The organism is Streptomyces sp. NPDC093261 (assembly GCF_044753645.1).
In the GTDB taxonomy this organism is placed as follows: domain Bacteria; phylum Actinomycetota; class Actinomycetes; order Streptomycetales; family Streptomycetaceae; genus Streptomyces.
Genome location: NZ_JBIVNO010000017.1, coordinates 66,346 through 80,531, shown reverse-complemented (window position 1 = coordinate 80,531; position 14,186 = coordinate 66,346). Strand labels below are relative to the sequence as shown.

The 14,186-nt window shown below is 69.6% G+C and carries 13 protein-coding genes and 2 pseudogenes; 4 read left to right on the top strand and 11 right to left on the bottom strand.

The window, feature by feature from the left end; genetic code table 11:
* Positions 1 to 281: 281 nt before the first annotated feature.
* The 5 genes from ACIP94_RS29080 to ACIP94_RS29060 form a co-directional block, all read right to left on the bottom strand.
* Entirely contained in the window at positions 282 to 1,256 is a 975-nt protein-coding gene (locus ACIP94_RS29080) for an antibiotic biosynthesis monooxygenase (protein WP_402431949.1), read from the bottom strand.
* A gap of 6 nt (positions 1,257 to 1,262) precedes the next feature.
* Positions 1,263 to 3,980: a molybdopterin-dependent oxidoreductase gene (locus ACIP94_RS29075; RefSeq protein WP_402431946.1), complete on the bottom strand. Its 2,718-nt coding sequence runs from the start codon at positions 3,978 to 3,980 to the stop codon at positions 1,263 to 1,265.
* The gene (locus ACIP94_RS29070) at positions 3,977 to 4,804 is read right to left on the bottom strand and encodes an FAD binding domain-containing protein (RefSeq protein WP_402431944.1); all 828 of its coding nucleotides are present in this window, start codon (positions 4,802 to 4,804) and stop codon (positions 3,977 to 3,979) included. Before ACIP94_RS29070 ends, ACIP94_RS29075 begins: the two co-directional genes overlap by 4 nt.
* 227 nt (positions 4,805 to 5,031) lie before the next feature.
* Positions 5,032 to 5,424 carry a hypothetical protein gene (locus ACIP94_RS29065; protein WP_402431941.1) on the bottom strand — a complete coding sequence of 131 codons (393 nt, stop codon included), beginning with the start codon at positions 5,422 to 5,424 and terminating at the stop codon, positions 5,032 to 5,034.
* 23 nt (positions 5,425 to 5,447) lie between these two features.
* On the bottom strand, positions 5,448 to 5,747 hold the full coding sequence (locus ACIP94_RS29060; protein ID WP_402431938.1) for an MBL fold metallo-hydrolase: 300 nt from the start codon (positions 5,745 to 5,747) through the stop codon (positions 5,448 to 5,450).
* A gap of 664 nt (positions 5,748 to 6,411) precedes the next feature.
* Here ACIP94_RS29060 and ACIP94_RS29055 point away from each other — a divergent pair.
* Both ACIP94_RS29055 and ACIP94_RS29050 read left to right on the top strand, forming a co-directional pair.
* A complete protein-coding gene (locus ACIP94_RS29055) occupies positions 6,412 to 6,870 on the top strand; it encodes a Crp/Fnr family transcriptional regulator (RefSeq protein ID WP_402431935.1) in 459 nt (152 codons plus the stop codon).
* Positions 6,871 to 6,913: 43 nt separating this feature from the next.
* Positions 6,914 to 7,564 (top strand): annotated as a pseudogene (locus ACIP94_RS29050) (CBS domain-containing protein).
* A 171-nt stretch (positions 7,565 to 7,735) separates the two neighbouring features.
* Here ACIP94_RS29050 and ACIP94_RS29045 read toward each other — a convergent pair.
* The 5 genes from ACIP94_RS29045 to ACIP94_RS29025 all read right to left on the bottom strand — a co-directional run bounded on the left by ACIP94_RS29045 (position 7,736) and on the right by ACIP94_RS29025 (position 11,195).
* The gene (locus ACIP94_RS29045; protein WP_402431932.1) at positions 7,736 to 8,305 is read right to left on the bottom strand and encodes a hypothetical protein; all 570 of its coding nucleotides are present in this window, start codon (positions 8,303 to 8,305) and stop codon (positions 7,736 to 7,738) included.
* Entirely contained in the window at positions 8,259 to 8,666 is a 408-nt protein-coding gene (locus ACIP94_RS29040) for a hypothetical protein (RefSeq protein ID WP_402431929.1), read from the bottom strand. The genes ACIP94_RS29045 and ACIP94_RS29040 overlap by 47 nt, the downstream gene beginning before the upstream one ends.
* A gap of 116 nt (positions 8,667 to 8,782) precedes the next feature.
* Positions 8,783 to 9,376, bottom strand: coding sequence for a sensor histidine kinase (locus ACIP94_RS29035; RefSeq protein ID WP_402431927.1), 594 nt, complete (start codon positions 9,374 to 9,376; stop codon positions 8,783 to 8,785).
* Positions 9,377 to 9,512: 136 nt separating this feature from the next.
* A complete protein-coding gene (locus tag ACIP94_RS29030) occupies positions 9,513 to 10,187 on the bottom strand; it encodes a helix-turn-helix domain-containing protein (protein ID WP_402431924.1) in 675 nt (224 codons plus the stop codon).
* Positions 10,188 to 10,289: 102 nt separating this feature from the next.
* Positions 10,290 to 11,195 carry a universal stress protein gene (locus ACIP94_RS29025; protein ID WP_402432203.1) on the bottom strand — a complete coding sequence of 302 codons (906 nt, stop codon included), beginning with the start codon at positions 11,193 to 11,195 and terminating at the stop codon, positions 10,290 to 10,292.
* Between ACIP94_RS29025 and ACIP94_RS29020 the strand changes: the two are divergent.
* Positions 11,194 to 11,783 (top strand): annotated as a pseudogene (locus ACIP94_RS29020) (LuxR C-terminal-related transcriptional regulator); the annotation flags it as partial. The gene ACIP94_RS29025 and the pseudogene ACIP94_RS29020 overlap by 2 nt on opposite strands.
* 78 nt (positions 11,784 to 11,861) lie before the next feature.
* On the opposite strand, the gene ACIP94_RS29015 reads toward ACIP94_RS29020, so the two are convergent.
* Positions 11,862 to 12,743: a CBS domain-containing protein gene (locus ACIP94_RS29015; protein WP_402431921.1), complete on the bottom strand. Its 882-nt coding sequence runs from the start codon at positions 12,741 to 12,743 to the stop codon at positions 11,862 to 11,864.
* 357 nt (positions 12,744 to 13,100) lie between these two features.
* Here ACIP94_RS29015 and ACIP94_RS29010 point away from each other — a divergent pair, with 357 nt between their 5' ends.
* Positions 13,101 to 14,039, top strand: coding sequence for an Ig-like domain-containing protein (locus tag ACIP94_RS29010; protein WP_402432200.1), 939 nt, complete (start codon positions 13,101 to 13,103; stop codon positions 14,037 to 14,039).
* Positions 14,040 to 14,186: the final 147 nt, after the last annotated feature.

Below are 14,186 nucleotides of genomic sequence, written 5' to 3'. Positions count from 1 at the left end.
TGACCCGATGTGGGACCGGATCAGCCGCCGATGCCGGCCGATCCGGTCCGCGGACGACGCTGGGCGTGGACGACGCTGGGCGGAGCCGCTGAACCACGAGCAGACGGAGACACTGCTGGGCCGAACGCGCACCGCACCCCAGACCTGCGCCTGTAGTGGCCGCGCGCATAGCCGACCCCCGAACCAGGGTGCCCCGCCATATGTGCGCCTGACCTGCATATTTCTACGGTGTGCCGACACGTACTCGCTCCCCCGGATGCCGACCTCCGGGTGGTCGCCGGTCAGGGCAGCGTCCAGAACCGGACCGTGACGAGGTAGAAGAGGACAGCCCAGAAGGCCATCGCCACCGCGACGATACCGAGGCCACGAAGGTAGCTCCTTGCCGCCGGTTCGTGCGGCGGTGGCCGCAGCCATCGCCCGAGCAGCGGGTTCACGTAGTAGGGCATGGTAAGGAAGCTCATGGTGAAGCTCGACAGCAGATTGCCCACGAGCAGGCCGATCCAGAGCCGCATGTGCAGCGGGGACAGAGCCAGGGTCAGCAGCACGACGGTGGGGTACAGGCCGACCCAGACGGCGAGGGAGGTCCTGGCCTCGGAGGGCGGCGGCGGTACCTGCTTGCCGTTGCCCTCGAAGGCGAACCAGCTGCCGAACGAGTTGTCGATCGTATGCAGTGTGAAGTCGCTGAACTTCTTGCCCTCGGCCAAAATCTCATGCCGTTGGGGCGACGTCAGCCAGGCATCGAGGTGCTCGGCGCTGTCATAGCGGTACAGCGTGGTCCATTCCTCCTGCAGCCCCTCGATGGGGCGGAAGAGCTCGGTCCCGCGAAACCCCTCGAACTTGCTCTCCTCCTGGACCATGCGGTGCTGCCAGTCGAGGAAGTCGTCGACCTGGTTCGGGTGGACGCGGTGGGTGACCACCACGGTGACCAGCGGATCCAGTGACCGGGTGCCGCTGCTGACCACCTGCTGGGTCGCCGGACCGTCGAAGTACTTGGCGCCGACGTCGAGATACGTCTGCCTGGTCCCGCTGTTGATCCACGCCTGCAGATGCGCCACCGAGTCGAACCGGTACACGACGACCCAGTCGGGTTGCAGCGGTGTCGGCGGGGAGACCTCGGCGCCGAGGAAGCCGGGGTAGTAGGCGGCCGCGGCGTTGAGGCCCTCCTGCCATGACTCGAACTCCCGGTCCATTCCGGGCAGAACCTTCTGGCCGATGATCGCCGTCGCCGCGGCTGCTACGTTCCTTTCGGTGTTCATGGTGGCTCAACCGGCCGACACCGACCGCTCCGCAGGGAGTCGGCTGTATATGCGTTCCGGAGTCAGCGGCAGCGCACGGTAGCGGACGCCCGTGGCGTCGTGCACCGCGTTCGCGAGCGCGGGGGCGACCGGGTTGATACAGCACTCCGCCATCCCCTTGGCCCGCATGGGTCCCACCGAATCCGCCGAGCCCACCAGGAGCACCTCGGTGCGCGGGATGTCGGCGTAGGTGGGGATGCGGTAGTTCCGGAGGTTCGGGTTGACCATGACTCCGCTTTCGTCGACGTGGTGGTTCTCGGTCAGCGCGAAGCCGATTCCCTGGGCGACACCACCCTCCACCTGTCCCCGGACCTGCGCCGGGTTGATGATCACTCCGGCGTCCGCCGCATGCACGCTGTACAGGATCCGCACCTCCCCCGTCACGCGGTGCACGGCGACCCGGAACCCCTGCGTGTTGGAGGTGACGCTCCGGGGCGAGCCGTAGGCCTTACGGGCGGCGGTGAAACGGATTCCACGCGTCCGGGCCAGCGCGACAAGTTCGGCCAGCGTCACCCGCCGTTCCCCGCAGACGACGCCGTCGTCATCCATCATGCACATCACGACATGGACGCCCGTGTGCGCCGCCGCGAAGTGCAGGATGCGGTCCCGCACGGCATTGGCCGCCCGCAGGACCGCGTTGCCCGCCACGAAGAGGCCCGCGCTCGCGAAGGCACCGGTGTCGAATCCCGTGCGGTCGGTGTCGGACTGGACCAGACGGATCCGCGACGGCGTCGTGCCGAGCTGGGTGGCCGCGATCTGGACATGGGCCGTGGAGGTTCCCTCCCCGAACTCGGGGGTCCCGACAGCCAGTTCGTAGATGAGATCGTCGCCCAGCGTGACCCAGGCCTCGGAGAGGTGTTCCGTGGGGGGCGCGGTCTCGTGCAGGGAACTGGCTGCGCCGGCTCCGACGAGCCACTCGGGACCGGGGGGCGGCTGGTCGGCCGTGCGGGCCAGGGCGGCGCCCACCAGGTCGATGCACTTGGCGAGTCCGTCCTCAGCGAAGATCACGTCGTCGGGGCCGTCGTGCAGAGCGGCCAGGGGCTCACTCGGCCGCACGATGTTGCGTCGGCGCAGTTCCAGCGCGTCGATGTGAAGGGCGCGGGCCAGTTCGTCCATCGCCGACTCCACGGCGAACGCCGGCTGTGTCATCCCGTAACCGCGCAGTGCCCCGCTCGGCACGGTGTTCGTGTAGACGGAGTACGCGTCGTACTTCTTGTTGGGGCAGCGGTAGATCATCACGGCGGCTCCGCCCGCGAACAGCGTTTCGCCGCCGTGGTTGCCGTAGGCGCCGGTGTTCGACACGTTGCGCACCTGGAAGGCGGTGAGCGTTCCGTCGGCCTGCGCGCCGAGCTTGACCGTCAGGGTCATCGGATGCCGCGGCGAGGCCGTGGTGAACTCCTCCTCGCGGGTGTACTCGAGGCAGGTGGGCCGCCCGGTGTCCAGGGTGGCGAGCGCGACCAGGTCCTCCGCGATCACCTCCTGCTTGCCGCCGAATCCGCCGCCGACACGCTTGCAGAACACCCTTGTCTGGTCCGGGCGCAGCGCGAACAGGTACTCCAGTTTGACCTTCGCGATCGACGGTGACTGCGAACTGGTGCGGACGTTCAGGCGGCCGTCCTCCATCCAGGCGATCGAACCATGGGTCTCCAGATGCGCGTGCTGTACCCGCGGTGTGAAGTACGTGCCTTCGTGGATCACGTCGGCTGCGGCGAATCCCGCGTCGACATCGCCGATGTGCGAGTGGAGTTCGAGCAGGATGTTGTGGACGGGGTCGCGGACGAACGGATCCTCCGAGCCGTGCAGCTGGGGTGCGCCGTCGGCCATCGCCGCCTCAGGGTCGAACACCGCCGGCAGCACCTCGTACTCGACCGCGAGACGCCGGCAGCCCTCCTCGGCCGCCCCGACCGTGTCGGCCAGGACCGCGGCGACGCGCTGGCCGGCGAAGCGGACGGTGTCGTCGAGAATGTAGGTGTCGCTCGGGTCGACCAGGTGGTCGGTGTGGATCGCTGTGGTGAAGCGTCTGCGAGGTACGTCTTCCCAGGTGTAGACCCGGTGTACGCCGGGCACCGCGAGGGCGGCGCTCTTGTCGATCGAGAGGATCCGGGCGTGCGCGTGGGGGGAGTGCAGCACCTTGAGGTGCAGCATGCCGTCGATATGCGTGTCCATGGTGAACTCGGCGTGACCCGTCACCACGTCGTGTCCCGCGGGCGCGCCGACGCTCGTCCCGACGGCCTTGCCCGGTGCCGGCACCTCCACCGCGCTGACGCCCTTCACGGCGTCCTCGATCGCCCGGTACCCGGTGCAGCGACAGAGGTTACCCTTCAACGCCCGTGGCAGATCCGCCTTCTGGTCTTCGGTGAAGGCCGCCGACGTCATGATCATCCCTGCGGTGCAGAATCCGCACTGGAACCCCGGGGCGTCCTCGAACTGCCGCTGTACGGGATGCAGGGCGCCGGGCCGTCCAAGGCCCTCGATCGTGGTCACCTCACGGCCGTCCGCCCGGAACGCCGGGGTGATACAGCTGTGTACCGGTGCGCCGTCCAGCCATACCGTGCAGGCGCCGCAGTCGCCCGCGTCGCACCCCTTCTTGACGCCGAAGTGCCCGAGTTCGCGCAGGAAGGTGCGCAGGCACTGGCCGGGGGCTGGTTCCCGGTCGAATTCCTTGCCGTTGACGATGTAGCTCATGCCAGGTCCCCAGCCATGAGTTCGCGGCAGATCTCTTCGGCGAAGTACCGTGTCAGATGCCGACGGTGATCAGGGGTCCCGTTGGGATCGGCGAACCAGACGTCTGCCGGGACGGCGTCGATGCTCTGCCGCAGGGTTGGAACATCGGGCACGCGGTCGAAGGCGATGCGGACCGGCCGCGTGGTGCCGGCGGTGACGGTGAGCAACAGGTCATCCGCTCCCAGCCGTTGCGTGCCGACGAGGAACACCGTCGAACGACCGAGCCGGGTCAGCGTGAAGCGACGGTGCGCGGTGCGTTTGCGCAGCGCGTGCTCCGGAATGGTGACGCGCCGAAGGATCTCCCCGGGGGCGAGGACGTTGCGGTGGTCGCCCGTGACGAAATCGAGGGCGTCGACGAAGCGCACAGAGCCATCGGGCGCCCAGAGTTCGTACTGCGCCTCCAGCGCGACCGTCAACGTGATCATCGGGCCGGCGGGCAAGGACATGCAGATATTTCCGCCGACGGTCGCCGCGTTCCAGACCTTGAACGAGGACAGGAATGCCTCACAGCTTTTCCGCAGGAGAATTCCGGCGGTCCAGCCCACCGGCCACGGGAAGGCGTACAGGTCACGAATGGTGCATGTGGCGCTGATCTCCAGTCCCTCGCCCGTCGGAACAACAGGCTCCCAACGCAACGCCGTCAGGTCGATGAGCCGGCGCAGCTCCGGTTGCTCCGTGGAATAGAGCCAGGTCCCGCCTGCGAGCCAGGCGTCGCCCTCATGCCAGTCCAGCCCTGGCCGCTCGGACGGTCGCCGGATCACTTCGGTGATGGTGTTGAGGTCCATGAAAACCGACCTCCGGAAAGAACGGACCTACGCGAAGAAACCGTCCCCTGGCACTGTTGGACTTGATCTCCCGCTGACCGTGCAATATGGCCGCCGTACCGCACTTTCGGGGCCTCTGAGCCACGAGGTACCGACGGGCACAGACGGCCATACAGCAGCGTATCGCAGCATGCGGTTGAGGGCCCGAGGCCGAGGACAGCGGAAAGTCACCGACGCACTCCGCACAGCTACCCGGCAGCGGCGCCGGCGGCGGTCGGACCCGATGTCGGACGCATCGTGAAGCTCCTGAGCGTGCCGCCCGACAGCAGCCACTGCGGGGTCACGTGGTGGCTGCACGCACTCCTGCGCCCAAAACTATGGTGCCCCACCAAATACGCCTCTGACCTGCGCGTTCCTACGGTGTGGCGACACGCAAGCGTCCCCGCCGAATGCCAGGAAGTGGTGCCGATGTCGTCGCCCGCAAGCGCTCCACCAGCCCCGTCCAGCCTCCCCAGAATCGTCGCCGCCGGCCTCATCGGCATCACCATCTGCGCGGGCCGGTGTCTGGACCAGCCGTGCTCGCTGGCGTGCTGAGCGGCCTCCATCCGCAGCTTCGCGCCGTCGCGCAGCACGATCTCCATGAGGCGGGCGCTGAACTCCCTCGTCACGACCCGCCCCGGAAGCCGTGGCGGACCAGCCGCGGCAGGTAGCCGCAGTGGTCCAGGTGGGCATGCGTGATCGCGACGGCCTCGATGCCCCCCGCGTCGCAGGGCAGGCCGCGCCAGTTGCGTCGGCGAAGGTCGGCGAGGCCCTGGAGGCCGCAGTCGACCAGGAACCGGACATGGTCGCTCTCGACCGGGAACTTGTTGCCGGTGACCGTGCCCACAGCGCCGAGGAAGGTGAGCAGCGCGGGCCGGGGCCTTACGGCCGGCCGGGCCACGGAGTCGTGATTGGCGGTTGTCATGTGCTCGGGCTCCTCGCGATTGCCGCCGCATCGGGGCCGACCGGCCCTGGTGGGCCGGCGGTTTCGGTGGTGTGCTGGTAGCGGCGGGAAGGACCCGTAGGAGACGCGGAGAAGCAGCCGTCGGCCGCGCACCGCGCAATCGGGATCCGCGAGAAGCGGGTGACGAGCCCTCCCCGTCCAGTCATGCCATGGCCGCGCCGTCGGCCCCACGCGCCGCGGCGACCCTGTGCCGGACGATCTCGTCCTCGACTCTCGCCTCACGAGGACGCCCACCACGGCGTTGACGGGTAGGGTCAGCCACGGCCCGAGAGAGGTGTCGGCGGCTTCGACGGCGTACGCCACCAGGTGACCGGACAGCCGGTTGACGCCGCCCGCGGCGCCCGCGCCCGGAGACGCGGCCTCCCAGGCCACCTCGACGGCCTCGCCGAGTCCGCGAGCAACCATGGCGTTCGGCCGGTCCAGTCGGCGGGCGTCCAGCGTCGCACCGGCCGGCGGAGCCAGCGAAGAGGCCCGACAAGGCCCAGGGCGGCCCGGCGACACCCCGCGCGGTATGAGCCGAAGGGCCCACGGCCGGATCCGGGCGGCCCGTGGTGCCAGCTCCCGAGGTCGCGCACGCTGGGATCGACAGCCCATCAATCGACAGCCCATCAAGGGAGCCGGTGCGATGACCTCCGCAACCACCATGAGCACGGCGCTTGAGCCCGTGCACCGCGAACGGCTGATGAGCCTCGCCCGCGAGGTCTCCTTCGAGGCCGGGACCCGCCTGTTCGAGGAGGGCCTGCACGCCGACCGCTTCTGGATCGTCCGCACCGGAACCGTCGCCCTCGATCTGCGCGTGCCCGGCCACCGGCCGGCCGTCGTCGAATCGCTCGGCCACGGCGAACTGGTCGGCTGGTCCTGGCACTTTCCCCCGTACCTCTGGCACCTGGGCGCCGAGGCCATGACCCCGGTGCGGGCCTGGGAGTACGACGCCGAGGCGGTGCGCGCGATGTGCGCCGCGGATCCCGCGTTCGGGCGGGCCATAGCGGTGTGGGTGGGACGTGTGGTCGCCCAGCGGCTGCACGCCACCCGGGTCCGGCTGCTCGACCTGTACGCCCCCTACGGCAGCGGTGACCTGTTCTGACCGCATTCCGGCTCCGTCCGGCCGCACGGCTTCGGAGGAAAGCATGGAGAATAGCCCGCGCCGTGTGAGTGACGTGATGACGCATGCCGTTGTCGCAGTGGGTCGCAAGGCCCTGCTCAAGGACCTCGTCGAACGCATGGAAGAATGGAAGGTCAGTGCCCTTCCCGTGCTGGAGGGCGACGGGCGGGTGATCGGGGTGGTCTCCGAGGCCGATCTGCTGCCGAAGGAGGAGTTCCGGGAAGCGACCCGGACCGGTTCACCCAGCTGCGCCGGCTGTCCGACCTGGCCAAGGCCGGGGCGGTGTCCGCCGAGGAGTTGACGAGCACCCCGGCTGTCCCCGTCCGTTCAGACGCCACGCTCGCCGAGGCGGCGCGGATCATGGCCTTGCGGCACTCAAACGCCTGCCCGTGGTGAATGCCGAGGGCGTCCTGGAAGGCGTGGTCGGTCGCGGGGATCTGCTGAAGGTGTTCCCGCGTCCCGACAACGACCTGGTGGACGAGATCCGGCGCGACATCGTCGACGTTCTCTCCCCAGTCCCGGTCGAGCCCGTGCACATCATCGTCAACGACGGCGTCGCGACACTGACGGGACGCGTTGGAGACGCCGCACGGATCCACTGGACGCGCGCCTCGTCCGAGGTGTGGAAGGGGTCGTGGGCGTGGACTGCCGACTTACCGCCGCCGACTCCGGGTGACGCCCTCAGCGCGCACCCGATCGGCGTTCGTTTATGCGTCCGACCGACCAGCTCACTCGACCGAGGGGCTGGGCCACTGCTCTGTCCTGAGACTGCGCCGTCGTGTAACCGAGCCGTCGGCCGTTGCCCTGGGCCTGCTGCTGCCGTACCTCTCGCGGTCGGCGTTGCCGATCAGTCTCTGCCCCCGCTCCGCCTCCGCCACTCGGGTCCCACCTGCTCCCACTCCTCGTCCCACTCGTCCAGGCGCCGCCGCAGGAGCCGCGTACGGATCAGCCAGCCGCCGGCCCAGACCGTCGCACCGGCCGGCGGAGCCACCAGGGCGCCGGTCAGAACCACCTGCAGCGTCGCCCCCGTCCCGCTGGGAGGCGGGGAGACGATCCGGCCGGTGCGGTCCGTCCACACCGTGAGCACGCTACCCGCCGGGGACCCCGGGAAGATCTTCGCCTGGCCGGTGTGCACCTTGCCGACCGCGTCCGTCCAGCGCACGGCGGCCCACACCCGGCCGTCGTCGTACCCGCTGCCGCCGGGCGGGGTCTTCGCCGCGTCGTCGGTGAGTACGGCGGACACGGCGTGCACCTGAGTGCGCCGGGCGGCGAACGCCGAGTGCATCGCCTGCGCCGCCACCACACCCGCGAGCACTCCTCCGAGGAGAGCCAGGGCCCACGTGACAAGCACGATCCAGGCCTCGATGACGTCACTGTGCCGCTTGAGTGGGTTGTGCCGCCAGCGCCAGAGCCTCACCCGTGTCACGGTCGTGGGAGGTGTCCGTACCATCGGTTCGCCCTCCTTCGGCATGCTGTCGGCCTCCGTCAGGCACGGGCCGACCGTTGCGGGTCCGGCAGGCCGGGTCGAGGCCCGAATGGCGGGGCGGACCGCTGAGTGCACAGTGCACGTCCACAGCGGCAGCCGGAGCGGTCATCGGCTCACCGGCGGTCACCGCGTCCGACGTGCGGACCTCCGCGATGTGCGGCACCTGCCCGGACTGGCCCAGGTCGCCCTCGCTGTACTCCTCCTTGGGCAGCAGATCGGCCTCGGAGACGACGCCGACGACGCGTCCACCCTCGTCCGGCACGGGAAGGGCACTGACGCGCCACTCCTGCATCGTCCGCACGATGAAGGCCGCCCCCCGTACGCAGGGCGACGACCCTGCGGGTCATCACGTCGTTCACGACGGTGGGAGTGCCGTTCATGGCGTCCTCCAGGGGGCTGGGTGCCGTTCTACGACACCTTCAGGCTGCGCCGACGAGCGGTCGCGGGACATGGGCCGAGTGGCCCCGTGCCTGGGCCCCCTTGCCCATGTGGTCCCTCAGCGCTGACCTGCCGGACTCCGCCCCGCACCGTGGAATGCCCGCTTTCCCATGTGCCGGGCAGGGGCACGCACCAGCGCAGTGTGGCACCGCCCCCGTCGGGGCTGGACACCTCGAAGCGCCCGTCCAACCGCTCCGCACGCTCGGCGATGTCGCGCAGCCCGCCGCGTCGGCCGTCCGGCGAAATGTCCACACCGTTGTCCGCGACCGTGAGAGAGACCTCTCTGCCGTCGGTCGTCAGGGCGACCTGCGCCCGGTCGGCATGGACGTGGCGGGCGATGTTGGTGAGGGCCTCGGAGAGGACTGCCACCACGTGGTCGACGATCTCTGCCTCCGCGTCCATGCCCACGGCGATCTCCACGGTGAGGGACTCGGTGGCCTCCATGGGTATCGCCACGGCCGCCAGGGCCGACCCGATGATCTCGCGTGCCCGTTCGGCGATCAGTTTCAGGGTCTCGGCGTGTTCGCTGCCGGCAGCCTTGGGTGCCGATGGAACGCTGGTCACCGGTGTCCTCCTCAGGGAGACGGGCGGCGCGGCGAACACAACCGGCTGACGGCCGGCGTGCAGTTGCATACATGGCGGAGGTGGTACGAGTATCGAGCCACTCGTACCACCTCCGTCGTGATGAAGCAGCAGTCGCTCACACGGTGATCCGGCGTCCCGTGACCATTCCGGTGTCGATTCGCATCCACCGTTCACGGTGGCCGCCCGCCCATGGCTTGCTGTGTGCCTTCTCGTCGTACCGGCGCTGCTGTCGTGGGTTCAGTACCACCCGCCCGACGCCGTGCACCAGGACGCTCCAGCCCTGGCTGAACGCGTCGTCGATGCGGTCGACCTCGAAGGCCACCTGGCGGCCGTCGGCCAGCGCCGGCGTGGCGCCGGTAGCGGTCCGGAAGACGATCACACCATCCACGACGCTGTAGTTGACCGGCACTATCTCCGGCCCGGAGCTCGTGGAAACCGCCAGCCGCCCGACTCCATGTGACCCCAGCAACGCCTGGCACTCGACGGCGCTCAATTCGGTGAGGCGGGGGTCACGGGCGGCGCGTCCGGGTCCCGGTGGCACGTCGACCGCGCCGCCGGTCAGCTCGGTCACGGTGGTGTCCAACGCCTCCGCCAGCCGGTGCAGCACGCCAGAGCTGGGGGCGGCACCGGGGTACTCTTCCACATACCGGAGGTAGCCGACGGCCATGCCGGCACGGGCGGCCGCCTGACTTCGTGTGAGACCAAGTCGCGCCCGCTGGGTAGCCAGGCGGCGCCCCAGGTCGCCCAGCGGCGCCTCCGGCCCGGCATGAGCGCTCGTCTGTTCGGTCATGGCCGTCACCTCTTTCTCGATCAAACCGCGGGAACCGCCAGGGACTCCCCGAAGGCATGTGCGGCCGATGCGCTCATGGCTTCTCCCCCTCGGTGTGGCAGGTCAGCTGTGCGCGACGACCGCCACGGGGGCGGCGATGTGGTGCAGGGCGGAGTGGGTGACAGGGCCGATGTGCGCACCGAAGGAGCCGGTGCGGATACGCCGGCCGACGACCACCAGGGAGGCGTCCCGGGAGTCGTTGACGAGGACCTGGGCGGCGCTGCCGCACCGGCTCGCCTCGATGACCTCGACGTCCGGGAACTTCTGCCGCCAGGGATGCAGCACCTTGCTCAGGAGGGCGGCCTGCCCACGCTCGAGCGAGGCGTAGAACCCGGCGCCACCGGCGACTCCATGGAAAGAGATCGTCGGGTCCGGCCAGGCGTGGACGGCCCTGAGGGGGGCTTTGCGGCGCGCCGCGGCGTCGAAGGCGAACTCCAGCAGAGTGTCGTCCGGCTCGGCGATGTCCAGGCCGAGCACGACGGGCCGGAAGGGCGCCGCGGCGGTCGGCACACCGGCCGGGTCCATCCTGTGCTCGTCGGCGGCCTGCTCCCCCGCACGGACGAGGACCACCGGGCGCTCGGCGCGGGCCACGACGGCAAGACTCACCGAGCCGACCACGAACCCGCCGAGTCCACCGAGGCCCCGCGAGCCGAGCACCAGCAACTCGGCGAAGCCCGCCGCCTCGCACAGCGCGTCGGCCGCGGCCCCCGTGAGCTGCTCACTGGTCACCTCGATGCCGGGGTGGCGAAGCCGGATGCCCTCCGCCGACTCGCGTGCCGTCCGCTCGGCCCAGCGCCGGTAGACCTCGGGGTCGTACAGCGGGGTCTGGGCGAGGCGCGCGGGCGCCGGCTCGCGGACGAGCACGATCTTCAGCGGCAGCGCGCGAAGCAGCGCTTCTCGCGCCGCCCACCCGGCTGCGGCCCGGCTTTCGGGCGAGTCGTCGACGCCGACGGTGACGGTGCGGGACATGGTCTCCACCTCCCGGTGCATGCGGGACATGGTCCCCACCTCCCGGTGCAAGGGTTCCGCCATCAGCGTGGTGCCGCGGCGCCATGCCGCATCAGGGGCCACACGGCCCCTTCGGGGACCGACCGACCCTCTGCTCGACGTCCGCCTGCCCGACGGCGACGGCATCACGGTCTGCCGCGAGTTGCGCGACCGGATGCCGGAACTGGCGTGCCCGATGCTGACCTCCTTCGACGACGAGGAGGCCCTCCTGGACGCCATCATGGCCGGGGCGTGAGGATACGTGCTGAAGCAGATCAAGGGCTCCGACCTCGTGTCGGCGGTGCGTACCGTCGCCTCGGGCAATCAATGCTGGACCCGGCGACGACCGCCCGGCTTATGCGCTCCCTGCGAGCCGCCCCGGCAGAGGTGCCGTCGCTGCCTCCGGAACCGGCCAGCCTCTCGCCCCGAGAACGCGACATTCTCGCGCTGATCGGCGACGGTCTGACCAACCGCGAGTTCGGCAAGAAGCTGTGCCTGTCGGAGAAGACCGTCAAGAACCACATCTCACGGCTGCCGGCCAAGCTGGGCGTGCAACGCCGCGTCCAGGCGCGCTCCTCGCCGCCGGACGAGCACGAGACCGGCCCGCACGAAGTGAAGGATCGTTCTTCCCGTTGGGAGCGGCCGGGATCAGACGGCGGTGAGCAGATTCTTCACCTCTACGACGTCGGCGATCTCTTCCACCTCCGCCACCAACCGGGCCAGTGCCGGCGAGGGCATCCGGCCGGTCAGCTCCACAATGCCGTCGTGCACGGCCGCTTCCACGTTTTCCCGGTCACCCGGTGAGCAGCACGCTGCGATCGTTGCCTCTACCTCCGCCCGGATACCGGCGTCGTCCCTGATGAGCGACTGCAGGAGCGCATCACGGCGCACAACGCCCACCAGGCGGCCATCGCGGTCGGTGACAGGCATCCGCTTCAGCCGGGACAGCGCGGCAAGCCAGGCCGCCTCGGCAACGGTCGCGCCCGGGAGCACGGTGATCGCTGGACTTGTCATCAGGTCGGCGGCCAGGTCGCCACGGGCCTTGCCATGGATCCGGCGCTCACGCAGCCTGCCGATACGGCCGGGCCGGTGACCGGATGCCTCGAAGGCGACCTTGGCCAGCAGATCGGACTCCGAGACGATGCCGACCACATGGTCCTCGGCATCCACTACCGGGAGCGCGCCGACGTGCTCGCGCGCCAGCGAGCGGGCGATGTCGCGGTACGGCAGGTCTTCGCGCAGGGAGGCGGCGGGCACGTCCATCACATCCCGTACCAGGGGCAGTCCCTGTTCGGGCGCGGCTGCGGACTGCGTGGGCGGGACGGACGGAGGTGTGGGGCGGGCCGTAGCGCTCGGCACAGTTGTCGGAGCCTGCGCTTCTGTACCTGCATGCTTGGCGGCGGCGGTGGCCACGGCACCCAGGTAGCGGAGCAGCGTGTCCTGCCGTGCTGTTTCGCCGGAGCTCCAGGGGCGGGAGGGCACATCCTGCCGGGCCTCGGCCTCCGCGGAGAGGTTCTCGTGCTCGTTCACGGCGGCCTCCTGACTCCGTCGATTTGCCTACCGTCCCAGTCTTTCGCCCTCGCTGCCCGTGCCAAGAGCCGAACGGCCCTGGTGGAACGGCGTCACGGCCCAACCTGCGGCCGGGGCAGACAGAACGACCGCACCAACGATGACGCCAATCGCCCCGTACCCTCTGCGGGCAATTCAGCAACAGAGTCCAGGATGCGCACAAAGTTTTGAGACACGTTTTACTCGGCGCAGGCAACTGCTGGCCCCTTCTCTCTGTCTGACAGACAGTCGGGCCCGGCAGGGCTGAACAGCGAGAGAGCGGGGTAGGTCGTGGGGCGGCGCCAGGGCAGCATAGGGATCGCACTCGTCACGGCTGCGATGCTGGTGGGCGCGAGTGCCTGCGGCGGGGGTGGCAGTGACAAGGCGGGCGGGAACGACGCAAAGGCGTCGGGCAAGCCGAGTGCGAGCGCCTCCCCGTCACCGACGAAGCCAGCAGGCCCGCCAATGCTTCTGGACACGATCACCCCGCAGACGGGAACCACGGTCGGTGTGGCCATGCCGATCTCGATGATCTTCACGAACCCTGTGGCGGAAAAGGCTCGGGCCACGGTGGAGAAGCACATGAAGGTGAGCGCCTCGCAGCCAGTGGCCGGCGCCTGGCACTGGTTCGGCGACAGGCGCGCCGACTGGCGCCCGAAGACGTACTGGCCCTCCGGCACGAAGGTGAAGATCGACGCCGATATGAACGGTGTCAGTAACGGCAACGGACGCTACGGCGTGCGCAGCTACACGCACACCTTCACGATCGGCGACGACGTGCGCGCGGACGTCTCGGTGACCGGCCACACCATGAAGGTGACCCGGAACGGCGCGGTGGTGCGCACCCTGTCGATCAATGCGGGCAGCGCTCAGTATCCGACGTGGAACGGCACAATGGCCGTCATCGACAAGCAGGAGAAGGTCCACATGACCTCCTGCAGTGTTGGCATCAGTTGCGACAAGGGCAGTCCCAACTTCTACGACCTGACGCTGCCCTGGGACGTCCACCTGACCGAGTCCGGCACGTACGTGCACTACTCGACCGGCGACCCCTACCCGGGCAGCGGCAGCGCTCGCGGCTCGCACGGCTGTGTCCACCTGTCCATGTCGGACGCCAAGTGGTTCTACGGCCAGGTCAAGCAGGGCGACCCCGTCACCATCACCGGCTCGCCCCGTGCCAAGGCCTCAGCCGACAACGGCTACGCCGACTTCAACCTGGGATGGGACCAGTGGCTCGCGGGCAGCGCGTCCGGTGAGGGGACGACCGCGACGCTGTGACGCGCCGCGGTGCGGGCGTCAGTCAGCACTCGACGAAGTCGACGGCGAGACCACCGTCGCTCTCCTTCGAGCTGAGCTGAAACGGCCGACGCCTCCGGCGCACCCCACTCGTCCGACCGCTGGTCGAGGCCGGCGAGCAGGACACTG